Origin of the sequence: Psychromonas sp. KJ10-10, assembly GCF_047323245.1 — a bacterium.
GTDB lineage: Bacteria > Pseudomonadota > Gammaproteobacteria > Enterobacterales > Psychromonadaceae > Psychromonas.
The window spans coordinates 2882210-2896752 of the sequence record NZ_CP178826.1 but is presented as its reverse complement, the minus strand read 5'-3'; the positions used below and the strand labels follow the sequence as shown (position 1 = coordinate 2896752).

Here is a 14543-nt window from a genome sequence, read left to right as displayed (position 1 = left end):
ACGAAGATACTTGCCTCAAAACTTGCCCTGCGGGTCGCTAGCTCGAAAAGCAATTCTGCGTTGCAACATTCGATAAGGGCTAGCCATTTAAGATGTAAATACTTGTTTTTACATCTACCGGCAGAGGATTAACGTAGTTAATCGCTCGATAGGTCATCATGTTGCGCCTTGTCTTGCAGTCCGAGCTAGCGACTGAACAAAGCATCTCGATTGGTAACGGGTATAGATCTAATAACCAACCCAAGCAATTCCTTTTTCAAGCCATTCGACATCACCATTTAAAACACTTTTAGCCAACTTATTTTCTTTCACATCATCGTTATTGGATAATGTGTCGAACAGCCTTTCTATTTTACGTTTTCGGTTTAAGCAAAATACATCGGCGAGATACTGTGGTGTGAGATCATTGGGTTGTGCATCGAGTTTTGATTTCGCATAGGAACAGGTAACGGCCATCGTAAATAGCTCTGTACCTACTTCCATAAGCAAGCCTAATATATGCTGTTTACGCTCCAACCTGTCTTGGTATAAACCGATATAGTGAAAAATAGTTCTTGCTAATTTATGTGCACTGCTTTCAATGTAGGAAAGATGCTTAGAGAGCTTTCCAAATTCATTATTGGTTGACCATAAAGAGCTGTTTATCCATTGAGTGGGGTACCAAGTACTATAAAAACTCGCTAATTTCACACCAGCTTGTATTTTTTGACCAACGGGAATATTTTTCTTGAGTAAATCAGTTGCCACTTTTAAATGTGGATCCATCGCTTCCCGCGCAAGAAATAACTTCATGATATCCGTTGTACCTTCGATAATCCGATTAATACGACAGTCTCGCATCAATCTTTCAATAGGGTAGGGTTTCTCGCCTCGCGCTTTTAAAGATGATGCTTTTTCATATCCTCTGCCACCTCGCAGTTGCATGGTTGTATCAACGACTTCCCAGGCAAGCTCTGAACAGAACAGTTTGGCCATGGCGACCTCAATACGTAAATCGTTATTTTCATCGTCTGCCATATGTGATGTCAAATAGGTAACGGCTTCCATTGCAAAGGTGCTTGATGCAATAAAGGCAATTTTTTTAGCGCCTGCTTCATGTTTACCAATCGGCATTCCCCATTGCACGCGTTCATTACCCCAATCCCTTGCTACTGCTAAGCAATATTTACCCATACCAGTGGTCGCTTGCGGGTAAGGTTAAACGACCGGTATTTAAAGTTGCTAATGCTAATTTTAAGCCTTTACCTTCACCAAGAATAATATTTTCAATAGGCACTTTGACGTTGGTAAATTTGAGTAATCCATTTTGAATACCACGAATACCCATAAAATCACAACGATGCACAACTTCAATACCGGGCATGGTTTTTTCAACAATAAATGCGGTTATTTGTTTGACTGATTTTCCTTCACCTATTTTTACTGGTGTTTGTGCCATCACCACTAACACATCGGCAATTAAACCATTAGTGCACCATAGTTTTATGCCATTGAGTAAATAATGTTTACCATCATCGGTGAGTGTTGCTGTGGTTTCCATTTTTGCAGGATCTGAGCCCACTTCAGGTTCCGTTAAAGCAAAAGCGGATATTTTTCCTGCTCTAAATTGTGGCAGATATTTATTTTTTTGTTGTTCTGTGCCAAACATTTTTAAGGGTTGTGGTACACCAATAGATTGGTGAGCACTGAGCAATACCGCAGTCGCACCACAATGCGCCGATACAGCCATCATTACGCGGTTATAATTTACCTGCGATAAACCTAGGCCGTTATATTTTTTGGGACTTTCATAGCAAACAGTCCCATTTCGATTAAACCTTGAATGACAGAGTCTGGAATTGTTTGTGTGGCATCAACCTGTTCAGCATCCAGATGCTTAACTAAAAAATCGCACACCTTGGCAACTAGCTCATCACCTACCTTTTGTTCGTCGGAACTTTGTGTGGGAAAAGGAAAAATAGCATCCATTTGACAAGTGCCCATAAATAATTGACCTGCAAAACCGGTTTGATGTAGATGGCTATCACGGGCGACTTCAGTCAAATTAATAGAGGCGACTTTATCGGCATTCATTTTAGAGGTATCAATCACTGTGATATTGTCTTTATTAGATTGTTTATGATCAGGTTCATGAGACGGTTGTGTTTGTTTAGTCATTTTCTCTCCCTCATAAAATGTTTGCTGTGCTTGGGCTTTATCTAATAATAAGGTTGTAGGTTGAAAACGTTGTCCGTATTGTTTAGCTAGTTGCGATAATTTAGTGCAAATGTTTGTTAAACCTTGGTTGTCTGCATACTTTAATAAACCACCTTGAAAAGCAGGAAAGCCAGTTCCCATTATCATTGCCATATCGAGATAAGCTGGATTTTTAACGATTCCTTCTTGTAAACAACGTGTTGCTTCATTTACCATAATAAGAATACAACGATCAACGATTTGCTGTGCAGTGAAAATTTGTACATCAATTTCATTTTCAGAACGATAAAAGGTCAAAATAGTGTCGATATTTTTATTATATCGACGAGCTGATTTAGGAGAATGTTGATAAAAACCTGCGCCTGATTTTTTTCCCAGTAATTTTTCTTCTGTGAACATTTGATAAAAAATACCCGCGACCTTCATTCTTTCTCCATAGGCCTTTTCTAGTATGGTAGCGACATGAAACCCAATATCGATACCTACTTCGTCAGCAAGTACAAAGGGGCCCATTGGCAATCCAAATTGTTCAATACTTTCATCTATTTCAAGAACACTGCTACCTTCCTGTAAGATTAAAGTCTGCTTCATTGAGCATTGAAATCAGGATCCGATTAACCAGAAAACCGGCACAGTCAGCAACAACAATGGGGGTTTTACCTAGTTTTTTAGTGAGTGCAACTGTTGTTGCTATTGTTTCTTGGCTAGTGTGAATACTAGGTATGATTTCCACTAAGGGCATGCGGTTTACGGGATTAAAAAAGTGCATGCCAATCATATTTTCAGGGCGTTTTAATCCAATTGCCATTTCTGTTATGGAAAGGCTCGATGTATTCGAAGCTAATATTGCCTGTTCAGTTAACTGTGCTTCAACTTCCTGTAATACTGTTTGTTTAACCTTAATATTTTCGACCACGGCTTCAATAACAAAATCTATTTGCTTGAATCCCTGATAGTTAACACAACCTGCAATATGATTCATTTTATAGCGGATAGCATTAGAATTTATCTTTCTAATATTTTTTAATTGTAGATAATAATTATTAGCAGTTTGATACCCTTTAGCAACAGCTTCCCACTCAATATCTTTGAGGCGAACATTAATATCTTTATTAGAAAATAGCCATGCGATACCTCCTCCCATCACTCCCGCACCTAATACTGCACTATTATCTATAGTTAAAGGGGTAGCGGTATTGTCTTCTACGCCAGTTTCTTTTTTCAGAGCTTCTTGAGTAAAAAATAATTGGATCAGATTTTTGCTTATGTCTGTGATCGCGACCTCGGAAAAACCTTCTAACTCGATCGTAAGTGCTTCTTTAATTGGTACGTTAATACTCGATTCAATTACCTCTAAAGCTTTAAGAGGAGCAGGGTAATGGCCCTTGGTTTTAGCGATTAATTGCTGATAGGTTTTTTAAAAATAATTTTTTGACCAAGGCGATTATTCTGCAATGCTTTTTGTTGAAAAGAGAGTTGACGCTTTTGAAAAATTTGTTGTTCAAAGCTAGGTAAAGTTAATAGAGAGTCAATGAATTCATCGATAAAAGCTCGTGCCTGTTTGTGATTATAAATCGCATCTACAAGGTGACATTTCAACGCCTTTTTTGCATTGATAAGTTTACCTGGCAAAATTAATTTTAACGCATTTTGAAGGCCAATTAATCTTGGTAAACGAACACAGCCACCAAAACCCGGAATAATACCCAGGTTTACTTCGGGTAAACCAATTAATGCTTTTTTATCATCACTGATGATACGAAATTGGCAGGCAAGAGCCAGTTCACACCCTCCTCCTACGCAGGCGCCGTTAATAACAGCTAAGGTTAGAAAGGGCAGTTTTGATATTTGATCTAGGATCTGCTGTCCAAACTGTGCTTTTTCATAGGCTTCTTGTTTTGTTCTGATATCTTTTATTTCATTGATATCAGCTCCTGCAATAAAAATACCTGATTTAGCACTTTCAAATACCAGTATTCGAACTTGTGGATTGTCAGCTAGCGCAGTTAAGTGATTTTTAAGTTCGATAAGGCTGTTACCATCGAGCTTGTTGATTTTTTCATTTTCAAAATCAAAAAGAAGGGTGGCAACACCCGTTTCAGTCATAGACAATGTAAAATTCATTAGATCCGCTCCTGATTCTTTATTTTGAGGTTTAATTATTCGACTTCTAATGCGAACGTCGCGCCTTGACCGCCACCGATACAAAGCGTCACTAAACCACTGTTTTTATTTTCTTTACGTAGGGCGTTTAGCATAGTAATCACTAAACGTGTTCCTGTTGCGCCAACGGGATGACCAATAGCAATTGCACCGCCGTTGATATTTAAGCAATCAGTTTTAATTTCGCCTAGTGCATGAGATTTATTCAGGTAGGTTTGTGCAAACAGATCTGACGAAAAGGCGCATTGGTTGGCAAGTACTTGGGTACGCAAAGGCTTCGTTGAGCTCAATAAGATCAAAGTCTGTTATTTGCATTGATGCCTTGTCTAACAATTTGCTGGTGGCATAAACAGGTCCTAAACCCATTCGATCCGGTCCTAGACCTGCATAGGCATAATCCTTTAAATATCCTAGTGGCTGATATCCTAATGCTTTTGCTTTGCTTTCTAACATAATTAAAACTGCGCCTGCACCATCCGTAATAGGGCATGCATTTGCAACTGTTATTGTGCCTGTGATCGGGTCAAAAAAGGTTTTAATTTAGCGAGTTTTTCTATTTGCTGGTCTGCTCGAATAGAATTGTCAGTTAATTGTGCTTTATGGTAATCAGGTGGCAAAAGTATCGGATGAATTTCTTTTTCGAAAAAGCCCTGTTGTTGCGCTGTAGTCGCCTTGAGGTGAGAATTTAAAGCAAAATTATCCTGCTCTTTACGAGTGATTGCAAATTCACGGGCTAAAACCTCGGCTGTTTGGCCCATGTTTAAACCACAAATAGGATCCGTTAATCCCTCAAGAATTGAAATAATAGGTTTAAGATAAGCAGGTCTAAACTGAGAAAGAGTTTTTAATTTTTGAGTTACCGTTTTGGCTTTCATTAAATCAGTAAACAGTTGAGTCATTTTGGGGCTAAATTTAAGCGGGTATTGGCTCATACTTTCTGTGCCACCAGCAATAACTATCTCACCTGAACCAGCGAGCAATTTTTCATAACCAGAGGTAATAGACTGCATACCAGATGCACAATTTCGATGCACAGTATAAGCGGTAAGGTGTTCAGGTAAGCTGGCTTTTAATGCGATAACACGTGCAATATTACAGGCATTGGAAGGGTTACCAACATTACCCATGATGAGCTCATCGATAAGATTTTTATTTATATCTGTTTTGGCCAGTAATTCCTTAACAATCACTGCACCTAAATCATCAGGTGCAATATGCGCCATTTCACTGCCGGCTTTACAAAATGGGCTACGAATTCCTTCTACAATCGCTAATCGTTGTTTCATGATCCTCTCCTAATACCTTTCAACCTTAAAGATAAAGGCCGGTGGGTATAAATCTATGCCCGCGTTTCATACGAAGGCTGAAAGTGGAACTGATTTAATAAAATTCATCGATAATATGTTTAAATTTTTCCTCTACGACATGACGACGTAGTTTCATTGTTGGTGTTAATTCACCTGTTTCAATAGTGATAGGGTGCTTTACTAATTTATATTTTTTGATGGTTTCCCAGGAGCTTAGGTGGCTATTTACTGCATCCACGGTTGCTTTAACTTCTAAATACACTTCATTGGAATTTAAGAATTCACTATTACTCATATCACCATAACCTCGATGTTCACGCAGAGTATCTAAATTTTCATAGTCTGGGAAAAGTAAGCAGGTGACAAAACGATGGTTTTCACCAATGATAGCGACCATATCAATAAGTGGTGATTTACATAGCTTTTGCTCAATAGGTACTGGACTAACGTATTTACCATTAGAGGTTTTGAACACTTCTTTTTTACGTCCGGTGATGGTCAGATAACCATCTGCATCTAAGCTTCCTAAATCACCAGTATGCAACCAACCATCTTCATTAATGACTTCATCGGTTGCTTGTTTATTATTATGATACCCGATCATAATATTGGGGCCTTTAGCAAGTATTTCATTATCACTGGCAATTTTAACTTCAACACCAGGAAAAATTTTACCTACAGATCGATAACGTACATTACCCGGGTAATTGACTGCAATCACAGGAGAACTTTCCGTTAAACCGTAACCTTGATATAGATTAAAACCAATATTCGTGAAGAAATTCTCCATGCTCTCACTCAAAGCTGAACCTCCAAGAATCAATTTTTGTAAATTTCCGCCCATGGTACGCTCTTAATTTACTGTATATAAGCTTATCGTAGAGTTTATCGAGTAGTGTGTTTGATGCTGGTACTTTATTAATAGCACGCTCAAAAGCATGACTCATTAATTTTTGCTTTAAAGGCGTTTGCTCGTCAATGCGACTGTACATTTTTGCATACACTTTCTCTAATAAACGCGGTACTAAGGTTATAGCCGTGGGTCTGATTTCACGTAATAAGTCGCCCACTTTTTTAATATCATCGGCAAAAAACAGAGGCGTGCCTGTAGAAATATAAAAATAACTCACCATACGTTCAAATACATGGGCCAGTGGTAAACAAGTGAGAATTTTATCTTTACGAGGATCTAACGGAAAGCGTTGCTGTGTCGCTTTGATTTGTGAAATTAGGTTTTTATGGCTTATCTCAACACCTTTAGGGGAGCCTGTTGAACCACTTGTATATATTATTGTAGCAATATCTTCGGGAAGTACTTGTTCACGCATAGTGGCAAATAATTGCGGTTCCTGTTTTGATAGCTGGTCGCCCAACTCAAGCAATGCCTGAAAGCTTAATCCGTTGCTTTTAGAATAGTTACTCTCTAAGGAAATCACCTGTTTAAAATCTTCTAAGGCATCGGCAATATTGTCATCAAATTGGTTCACATCATTAATGAAAATATAATTAATATCACTATCTTGCTTTTGGAAATGAAAGTGTTTGCTGGATACATTAGCAAACATGGGGACGGAAATAGCGCGATTAAGCATTATCGCAATATCAACCATCAGCCACTGGGGTGACGGGGATGAAATGATTGCAAATCCTTCGTTTTGTTTTACGCCTAAAGCACGTAAGCCTAAGGCTAACCTGCGGATCGTTTCATTAAATTTTTCGCTAGATAATGATTTCCATTGACCACGATATTTATAGTTTAAGGCACCTGAATTTGTATAGGTATTCACTACGTGTTGGATCATTTCTGGGATAGTTGTGTAGTTTGGCATAATAATCCTTAAGCGTTTAACCCTTTTATTGCAATATAGACTAAGTGCTTAGTTTGTGGTTGATTTGATTGTGCTAAACTTGCTCTAGGTACAAAAATCGAGAAAATATGCAACAGATAACACAATTTGATGGTCTTATATTGTCACGTCAACAACGTGATACTGCTTCTGGTATTGAGCTGACCTTGTGGGTAAAAGGGGAAATGGGCGCCTGTGAAATAGTAATCACTGGTCAAACAGCCGTTTTTTTGATTAAACAGGATGACTTAAGCAAAGCTCAAACACTTTGGCAGTCGCTAAATTTGACGATACATGAAATTCGTCCTCTTTCCCTTAGCAATTTTAATCAACAACCCGTGGTTGCTATATATAGCTTAACGACTGCAGATTCACGCCTTTTTGCAACAACCTCTTGCTGAGCAAGCTATTGCAAGTTATGAAACAGATATCAGGTTGAGCGATCGTTACTTAATGCAACGTTTTATCTATGGGGCGTTACGTATTACAGGGAATATTCAAAAAAGGTCAACATTATTACTGCTTCAACCCTAAATTGAGCCCTTGCACAACGGATATAAGTCTTACATCCGTCTCCCTAGATATTGAGTGTAGCCCTCAACAGGATTTATATAGTGTCGGTTTAACCTGTGAAAATGAAGCGAATAATTGTGTCATTATGGTGGGGGAGGCTCAACCCTCAGAGCAAGTAAACATTATTTGGGTTAAAGATGAATTAAGTTTGTTGGTTGCTCTTCAGGCTTGGTTTAAAAGGCATGACCCCGATATTATTATTGGCTGGGCTGTGGTGAATTTTGATATGCGGTTATTAGCACAACGTGCCAAGTTATATCATTTTAAATTATGCCTTGGCAGAGATAATAAAGGGTTACATTGGTATTCACATCAAGAATCAAATGATCATGGTACCTTAATACTTAATGGCCGAGTTGCCTTAGATGGTATCGAACAGCTTAAAAATAGTAGTTGGTATTTTGATAGTTTTAGTTTGGAAAATGTCAGTCAGGAATTATTTTCAGAGGGCAAATTAATCACCAAAGAAAACAGTGTGTTTGTTGATAAGGGCCTTGAAATAAAGCGACAATATGAAAACACTCCAGTCGCTTTAGTCGCCTATAATCTGCAGGATTGTCTATTAGTCGAACGTATTTTTAAACATGCGCAGTTAATAGAATATGCGGTGCAAAGAGCAACATTAACCGGATTAGCACTAGATCGTCGAGGCGCTTCCGTTGTCGCTTTCACTAATTTATATTTACCCTTATTACATCGTAGCGGTTATATTGCACCAAATATTGGAGATATCGAAGCGCAACATTCCCCTGGTGGATTTGTAATGGATTCTAAGCCGGGTCTCTATGATTGGGTATTAGTACTTGATTTCAAAAGTCTATATCCTTCGATTATCCGCACTTTTAAAATAGACCCATTAGGTATGATTGAGGGCTTAAAAGAGCCTAAAGAAAATACTATTGAAGGTTTTAGAGGTGCCCGTTTTAGCAGAGAAAAACACCACTTACCTAAAATTTTAGATCACTTAAGCGCCGCACGAGAGGAAGCAAAAAAGCTAAAAATCAACCATTCTCTCATGCAATAAAAATTATTATGAACAGCATGTATGGTGTATTGGGCTCCGCTGGTTGTCGTTTTCATGATACTCGCTTGGCGAGTTCTATTACCCTTCGTGGTCATGAAATTATGATGGAAACGGGGACTTTTATCGAACAACTTGGCTTTGATGTTATCTATGGTGATACTGATTCTACCTTTGTCTGGTTAAAAAATTGCCAATCATTAGAAGAGGCAAATACAAAGGGAAAAATGCTAGAAGAACAGATTAACCAACATTGGCAACAGAAAATTTCAGCAGAATTTGATTTGCCTTCTTTATTAGAAATTGAATATGAAACCTGTTTTAAGCACTTTTTCATGCCCACTCTCAGAGGGTCTGATTCAGGATCTAAAAAGCGTTATGCGGGATTAAAAGAAACCTCGCAGGGTCATGAGATTGTATTTAAAGGCTTGGAAAGTGTGCGCAGTGACTGGACTGAACTAGCGAGGAGTTTCAACAAACCTTATTTGAAAAAGTGTTTAGCCAACAAAGCGTGACACAATTTATTATTGATACGGTTAAGCAACTTAAAGCAGGTCAGTTTGATGAACAGTTGGTTTACCATAAACGTTTACGCAGACCCTTAAATGCTTATGTCAAAAATATCCCCCCACAGGTTCGTGCTCGCTAGACTTGCTGATGATCAAAACAAAAAGTTAGGACGCCCACTGCGATATCAACGACAGGGACGTATTGCCTATTTAATAACACTTAATGGGCCTGAACCACTAGAATATTGTCATTCTAGTATTGATTATCAGCATTACATCGATAAGCAATTAAAACCTATTTCCGATGCTATTTTGCCATTTTTAGAGATTGATAATGATTTTGAAAAGCTGGTCTCAGAGCAAATACCCTTATTTTAAAATTCTCATCTTAAAATAAAGAATAAAGTTGCCACTGTCATAGAAGCCATTGTGTAATTGAAAAGCTTTTGGCGTTTGTAGGTTGTTAGAACCCGAGCAATGGCAACACCAAGGTAAGTCCATAAGCTGATGGCAATAAACCCCATAACTGCAAAGCACAACATAATACTTAAGCCAGATTCAATGTACTTCTCTCCCGATAAGGTAAAACTACTGATACTGCCAATTGCCATCGCCCAAGCTTTTGGATTCACAAACTGAAATAAAGCGACTTGAAATATTGTCTGGGGTTGCGCTGTTATGGCTGTATTTAGGGTTTCTTTTGAGCCTAATTGAGTTGATGCTGTTGCTATTTTCCAAGCCAGCCAAAATAAATAAGCACTACCAAGCACTTTTAAAACATCGTTAAGGGTAGGAAAAAGCTCAAAAATAAAGCCTAATCCGAGTAGGATTGATAACAATAAAAGTGCGACACCAATAATAATTCCAAAAATATGCGGTAAGGTTTTTCGGTAGCCAAATTGTGCGCCAGAGGCTAATAACATGACATTATTGGGTCCTGGTGTTACTGACATAACAAAAGCAAACAATGAAATTGCGATAAATAGTGATATGTCCATTTTAAGCTCCTTTGATGAGATAGCGTAAAGCAAAAACTAAGAAAGGAAAAATTTTATTTTTGTGTGTTTGTTTTCTAATCATTACTTCAGTTAAGGCAATATCTTGAAATAAGTAAATAGGTAACTTTTTAAGTTGTTGTCGTGTTTGATATTGTCTATGCAGATGACGTAAACGTTTGATTATTTCCATGATATATCTCCTATTATTGCTAAGGAGTGTCATTTTAAATAATCCTACTTTTCAATACAGACTCAAAAATATTTTATATTTAAGATACAGATGGATGGTTTTTATGTTGTATGGTATTTATTATAGAAATCTGTATGGTAAATTTTCATTTATTTTAAGTAGTATTGCAAAATAAATACATATTAGGCGGGTTAGCAATGAAATTATATGACAAAGTTGCCAATGATTTACGAGAAAATATTAATGCGGGGTTGTTTGTCGCTGGCGAAAAGTTACCTTCTATTCGCCAATTAACCGCACAATATAGTGTTAGTATCTCAACGGTACAACAAGCTTATCATCGTTTAGAGATGGAGCGTTTAATTGAAGCGCGCCCTAAATCTGGTTATTTTGTCTCAGTAAAAACAATTATTCCTGCTCGACCTAAAACCTCACGTCCTGCTCAACGTCCTATTGATGTTTCCCAGTGGCAAGAGGTGCTTGAAGTGCTTTTAAGCAAACAGAATGTTGATACGATACAGTTACAACATGCAATGCCAAATATGACCGAAGCAACTATCAAGCCTTTACTTAAAAAAATGACTGAATTAATGCGCCATCAAGTTGATTTAAGCTTGCCTTATGGTGATATCACAGGTTCCGTGGTGTTACGTGAACAAATTGCACTGTTAATGACTAACTCAGGTTGTGCCCTACACCCAGATGATTTGGTGGTCACATCAGGTTGCCAAGAAGCAATATCAGTGTGTCTGAGAGCGGTTACCCAGCCGGGTGATATTGTTGCCGTTGAATCACCTGGTTTCTATGGCGCAATGCAAGCAATTAAAGCGGCTAATTTAAAAGCAATTGAAATACCCACTAATGCTGAGAGTGGATTAAGCATAGAAGCATTAGAATTAGCACTTGAAAAATGGCCTATAAAAAGTATTTTGGTGACACCAACTTGCAATAATCCTATGGGTTATACCATGTCTGAAGCTAATAAAAAGCGACTTTATCAATTAGCACAGAGTTATGATATCAGCATTATTGAAGATGATATTTATGGGGATATTAGTTATCAGTCGCCAAGACCAAAAACTATTAAATCCTTTGATGAAGATGGCAGAGTATTGCTCTGCGACTCATTTTCGAAAACTGTTGCCCCAGGAATTAGAGTTGGGTGGATTGCACCGGGGCGTTATCGTGATAAAGTAACCCATATTAAGTATGTGAGTAGTTCAATGTGTCCAGCATTACCACAATTGGCTATTGCTGATTTTATAAAATCAGGTTTATACAATAAGCATACTCGCAGACTAAGGTTGCTTTATAAACAAGGTCGAGAGCATTTGATCACCTGTATAAAGCGTTTTTTTCCGGCTGATACCCGTATTAGTTTTCCGCAGGGGGGCTATATATTGTGGGTTGAATTAAACAAAGAGTACGACACGATAAAGTTAGTCGCACAGTGTAAACAGGGTGGTGTGAGCATTGCGACTGGCCCATTATTTTCAGCAACGGGTAAATATCGGAGTTGTATGCGTCTTAATTTTAGTGAACAAACAAATATTCAACGAGAGCAGGGTATTTGCCAGCTAGCTTTTTATATAAATCAACAAGTACCTTTTAGTGAATTTAAAATAATCAATTAATAACAGAGCGAGAAATGACAATGACTATGATCAATACCCGTTGCCCACATTGTTTATCGATGAATCGTTTACCTAAAGATCGCTTAGATGCATCACCGACCTGCGGTCGTTGTAAAAAGGATCTGCTACAGGGGGCTCCAATTGAAGGAACGCCTGATAATTTTAGTGCAATTATTTCAGGAGAACAGCCTGTGGTAGTAGACTTTTGGGCTCCTTGGTGTACCCCTTGTACTAATTTTGAGCCTATTTTTTATGAAGAGTCAAAACAACATGAAGCGGTACGTTTCATGAAAGTTGATACTCAAGAATATCAACAATTAAGCATGTTATATAATGTCCGCAGTATCCCTACACTGCTAGTGTTTAGACAGGGGAAAGTTATTGATCAACTTAATGGGCCTCTTCCTAAAGCTGAATTGAAACTTTGGCTTGCTCAAGCATTAACAAAATAAATGAGTTAGTTTTTAAAATAAAATGATCCAACTTTTTTAATTTTTCTTATTATATCGCGATGCTGTCTGGCTTTTGCTCTGACAAATGATGCTATCAATGGCATCGCTCTCCTCCCAAATTGTACTTTCTTTGCTCAGTTTTATGATGTTAGTCCTATTAAAGATTTATTATTATTTTAGTGAAATTACGCTGTGATGTACTAGGATTAATGCTAATTGATTTAAGTGACTATTAATTGCAAAGTATTTTTCTATTTATTCATTTTTTATTTTAAGGTAAGCCTACCTTGACCTCAATAAGGCCGGAGGGGACTTGTTTACATATTTTATCGAATTATCAGTTATAACCTTATTGTTATTACTTTCAGGGTGGGTCTACTACCTGATCAAAGATGTGAATGACAGAAAAAAGTCTGCAAAAACATTACTAAATAATGAATCCTATTTACGTGATATTCAACAGTATGCTCGCATAGGTAGTTGGGAAATCCATGCTGACGGAAAAACATATTGGTCTAATGAACTGTTTCGAATATTTGGATTGCCTAATGAATCTAATGCAGGCTTAGAACTCTTTTCTACTCTTGTTAGCTATGAAGATTTTTTAGCCTATAAAGCATCAATCGAAAATAGCTTTTCCTGCGGAGAAGAACATGCCTTTCAATGTAAAATTACTCGTCCCTGTGATCTCAAAGAAAGCTGGATAAACTGTCGAGGCCGTGTCGCATTAGATAAGCATGGCAAGTTAGATAAGATTTATGGCTTTGTTCAGGATATTAGTGAACAGAAAAATGCGACTGACAAACTGCATGAGACAGAAAATAAATATCGAGCCATGTTTGAGACGGCATTAATTGGCATGGTTTTGAATGACGATAAAGGAAACTTATTAGAATTTAATCAAGCTTATTTGGATATTATCGGTTATTCAGCGGAAGAGCTAAATCAACTTTCCTTTTGGGATATCACGCCGCAACGCTTCAAAGAAGAAGAAGCTTTACAATTAAAGTTATTAAAAGAAAAAGGGCGCTATGGGCCCTATGAGAAAACATATATCCACAAAGACGGACATCAAGTGCCTGTTTTGTTAAATGGAGTATCTGTTGTTGGGGCGGATGATGAAGTTTATACATGGTCATGCATTGAAAATATTTCTCTTCGTAAAGAAGCGGAATTTTATGAAAAATGGCGTTCCTATGTTTTAGAATTAATTGCCGGAAATGAAGATTTAAAAGCGATTCTAAAGGCGATTGTAGAGGGGTTGAAAAAGCAAACTCGGGGATGATGTGTAGCATTTTACTCTTAGATGAAAGCGGTAAATGCCTATTAACAGGGGCGGCTCCAAGTCTCCCTGATTTTTTTAATGATACAATTAATGGTATCGAAATTGGTATAGGGGTGGGCTCCTGTGGCACAGTCGCTTACACCAATGAGCGTGTTATTGTCACTGACATTGAAAATGATCCCTATTGGGTTCCTACTTACCTCTGGTCGCACGAGCAGAATTAGGTGCCTGCTGGTCTGAGCCGATACGCTCTACCGGGGGGCTGTTTTAGGCACATTTGCAATTTATCATCGTAATATTAATCAACCTTCTGTCGCTAATATTAGGTTAATTGAGCAGGTTGCCAGTTTAGCAAGCATTGCCATTGA

The 14543-nt window shown here is 37.9% G+C and carries 20 protein-coding genes and 2 pseudogenes; 9 read left to right on the top strand and 13 right to left on the bottom strand.

Going from position 1 to position 14543, the window contains the following annotated elements; all coding sequences use genetic code 11:
• Nucleotides 1-228: 228 nt before the first annotated feature.
• The 11 genes and pseudogenes from ACLKMH_RS16705 to ACLKMH_RS16655 form a co-directional block, all read right to left on the bottom strand.
• Entirely contained in the window at nucleotides 229-1173 is a 945-nt protein-coding gene (locus tag ACLKMH_RS16705) for an acyl-CoA dehydrogenase family protein (RefSeq protein WP_413699154.1), read from the bottom strand.
• Nucleotides 1166-1648 (bottom strand): acyl-CoA dehydrogenase family protein, encoded by a 483-nt coding sequence (locus ACLKMH_RS16700; protein ID WP_413702377.1) that lies wholly within the window; start codon nucleotides 1646-1648, stop codon nucleotides 1166-1168. Before ACLKMH_RS16700 ends, ACLKMH_RS16705 begins: the two co-directional genes overlap by 8 nt.
• Before the next feature lie 6 nt (nucleotides 1649-1654).
• Nucleotides 1655-1759 (bottom strand): annotated as a pseudogene (locus ACLKMH_RS16695) (hypothetical protein); the annotation flags it as partial.
• A gap of 2 nt (nucleotides 1760-1761) precedes the next feature.
• On the bottom strand, nucleotides 1762-2787 hold the full coding sequence (locus tag ACLKMH_RS16690; RefSeq protein ID WP_413699153.1) for a 3-hydroxyacyl-CoA dehydrogenase family protein: 1026 nt from the start codon (nucleotides 2785-2787) through the stop codon (nucleotides 1762-1764).
• Nucleotides 2756-3340, bottom strand: coding sequence for a 3-hydroxyacyl-CoA dehydrogenase family protein (locus tag ACLKMH_RS16685; protein ID WP_413699152.1), 585 nt, complete (start codon nucleotides 3338-3340; stop codon nucleotides 2756-2758). The genes ACLKMH_RS16690 and ACLKMH_RS16685 overlap by 32 nt, the downstream gene beginning before the upstream one ends.
• A 254-nt stretch (nucleotides 3341-3594) precedes the next feature.
• The gene (locus tag ACLKMH_RS16680) at nucleotides 3595-4320 is read right to left on the bottom strand and encodes an enoyl-CoA hydratase-related protein (protein WP_413699151.1); all 726 of its coding nucleotides are present in this window, start codon (nucleotides 4318-4320) and stop codon (nucleotides 3595-3597) included.
• 35 nt (nucleotides 4321-4355) lie between these two features.
• A complete protein-coding gene (locus ACLKMH_RS16675) occupies nucleotides 4356-4631 on the bottom strand; it encodes a hypothetical protein (RefSeq protein WP_413699150.1) in 276 nt (91 codons plus the stop codon).
• Nucleotides 4561-4812 (bottom strand): hypothetical protein, encoded by a 252-nt coding sequence (locus ACLKMH_RS16670; protein WP_413702376.1) that lies wholly within the window; start codon nucleotides 4810-4812, stop codon nucleotides 4561-4563. The genes ACLKMH_RS16675 and ACLKMH_RS16670 overlap by 71 nt, the downstream gene beginning before the upstream one ends.
• A 48-nt stretch (nucleotides 4813-4860) precedes the next feature.
• Nucleotides 4861-5582: pseudogene (locus tag ACLKMH_RS16665) on the bottom strand (acetyl-CoA C-acyltransferase); the annotation flags it as partial.
• 157 nt (nucleotides 5583-5739) lie between these two features.
• Nucleotides 5740-6456, bottom strand: coding sequence for an AMP-binding protein (locus tag ACLKMH_RS16660; RefSeq protein ID WP_413699149.1), 717 nt, complete (start codon nucleotides 6454-6456; stop codon nucleotides 5740-5742).
• Nucleotides 6457-6460: 4 nt separating this feature from the next.
• The gene (locus tag ACLKMH_RS16655; RefSeq protein ID WP_413699148.1) at nucleotides 6461-7495 is read right to left on the bottom strand and encodes an AMP-binding protein; all 1035 of its coding nucleotides are present in this window, start codon (nucleotides 7493-7495) and stop codon (nucleotides 6461-6463) included.
• Between the two features lie 107 nt (nucleotides 7496-7602).
• Between ACLKMH_RS16655 and ACLKMH_RS16650 the strand changes: the two genes are divergently transcribed.
• From ACLKMH_RS16650 to ACLKMH_RS16630, 5 genes are all read left to right on the top strand, one after another.
• On the top strand, nucleotides 7603-7914 hold the full coding sequence (locus tag ACLKMH_RS16650; RefSeq protein WP_413699147.1) for a hypothetical protein: 312 nt from the start codon (nucleotides 7603-7605) through the stop codon (nucleotides 7912-7914).
• A 68-nt stretch (nucleotides 7915-7982) separates the two neighbouring features.
• Nucleotides 7983-9110 carry a 3'-5' exonuclease gene (locus tag ACLKMH_RS16645; RefSeq protein WP_413699146.1) on the top strand — a complete coding sequence of 376 codons (1128 nt, stop codon included), beginning with the start codon at nucleotides 7983-7985 and terminating at the stop codon, nucleotides 9108-9110.
• Nucleotides 9111-9118: 8 nt separating this feature from the next.
• Nucleotides 9119-9622: a DNA polymerase domain-containing protein gene (locus tag ACLKMH_RS16640; RefSeq protein WP_413699145.1), complete on the top strand. Its 504-nt coding sequence runs from the start codon at nucleotides 9119-9121 to the stop codon at nucleotides 9620-9622.
• On the top strand, nucleotides 9619-9756 hold the full coding sequence (locus ACLKMH_RS16635) for a hypothetical protein (RefSeq protein ID WP_413699144.1): 138 nt from the start codon (nucleotides 9619-9621) through the stop codon (nucleotides 9754-9756). The genes ACLKMH_RS16640 and ACLKMH_RS16635 overlap by 4 nt, the downstream gene beginning before the upstream one ends.
• Complete coding sequence (locus tag ACLKMH_RS16630) at nucleotides 9746-9994, top strand: hypothetical protein (protein WP_413699143.1); 249 nt, start codon at nucleotides 9746-9748, stop codon at nucleotides 9992-9994. Before ACLKMH_RS16635 ends, ACLKMH_RS16630 begins: the two co-directional genes overlap by 11 nt.
• 5 nt (nucleotides 9995-9999) lie before the next feature.
• Here ACLKMH_RS16630 and ACLKMH_RS16625 read toward each other — a convergent pair whose 3' ends face one another.
• Together ACLKMH_RS16625 and ACLKMH_RS16620 are read right to left on the bottom strand one after the other, a co-directional pair.
• On the bottom strand, nucleotides 10000-10614 hold the full coding sequence (locus tag ACLKMH_RS16625; RefSeq protein WP_413699142.1) for a LysE family translocator: 615 nt from the start codon (nucleotides 10612-10614) through the stop codon (nucleotides 10000-10002).
• A 1-nt stretch (nucleotide 10615) separates the two neighbouring features.
• Nucleotides 10616-10804, bottom strand: coding sequence for a hypothetical protein (locus tag ACLKMH_RS16620; protein ID WP_413699141.1), 189 nt, complete (start codon nucleotides 10802-10804; stop codon nucleotides 10616-10618).
• 197 nt (nucleotides 10805-11001) lie between these two features.
• Between ACLKMH_RS16620 and ACLKMH_RS16615 the strand changes: the two genes are divergently transcribed.
• The 4 genes from ACLKMH_RS16615 to ACLKMH_RS16600 all read left to right on the top strand — a co-directional run bounded on the left by ACLKMH_RS16615 (nucleotide 11002) and on the right by ACLKMH_RS16600 (nucleotide 14399).
• Nucleotides 11002-12438 carry a PLP-dependent aminotransferase family protein gene (locus ACLKMH_RS16615; RefSeq protein WP_413699140.1) on the top strand — a complete coding sequence of 479 codons (1437 nt, stop codon included), beginning with the start codon at nucleotides 11002-11004 and terminating at the stop codon, nucleotides 12436-12438.
• A 14-nt stretch (nucleotides 12439-12452) separates the two neighbouring features.
• On the top strand, nucleotides 12453-12890 hold the full coding sequence (gene trxC / locus ACLKMH_RS16610; RefSeq protein WP_413699139.1) for a thioredoxin TrxC: 438 nt from the start codon (nucleotides 12453-12455) through the stop codon (nucleotides 12888-12890).
• Between the two features lie 313 nt (nucleotides 12891-13203).
• On the top strand, nucleotides 13204-14175 hold the full coding sequence (locus tag ACLKMH_RS16605; protein ID WP_413699138.1) for a PAS domain-containing protein: 972 nt from the start codon (nucleotides 13204-13206) through the stop codon (nucleotides 14173-14175).
• Complete coding sequence (locus ACLKMH_RS16600) at nucleotides 14172-14399, top strand: GAF domain-containing protein (RefSeq protein WP_413699137.1); 228 nt, start codon at nucleotides 14172-14174, stop codon at nucleotides 14397-14399. Before ACLKMH_RS16605 ends, ACLKMH_RS16600 begins: the two co-directional genes overlap by 4 nt.
• Nucleotides 14400-14543: the final 144 nt, after the last annotated feature.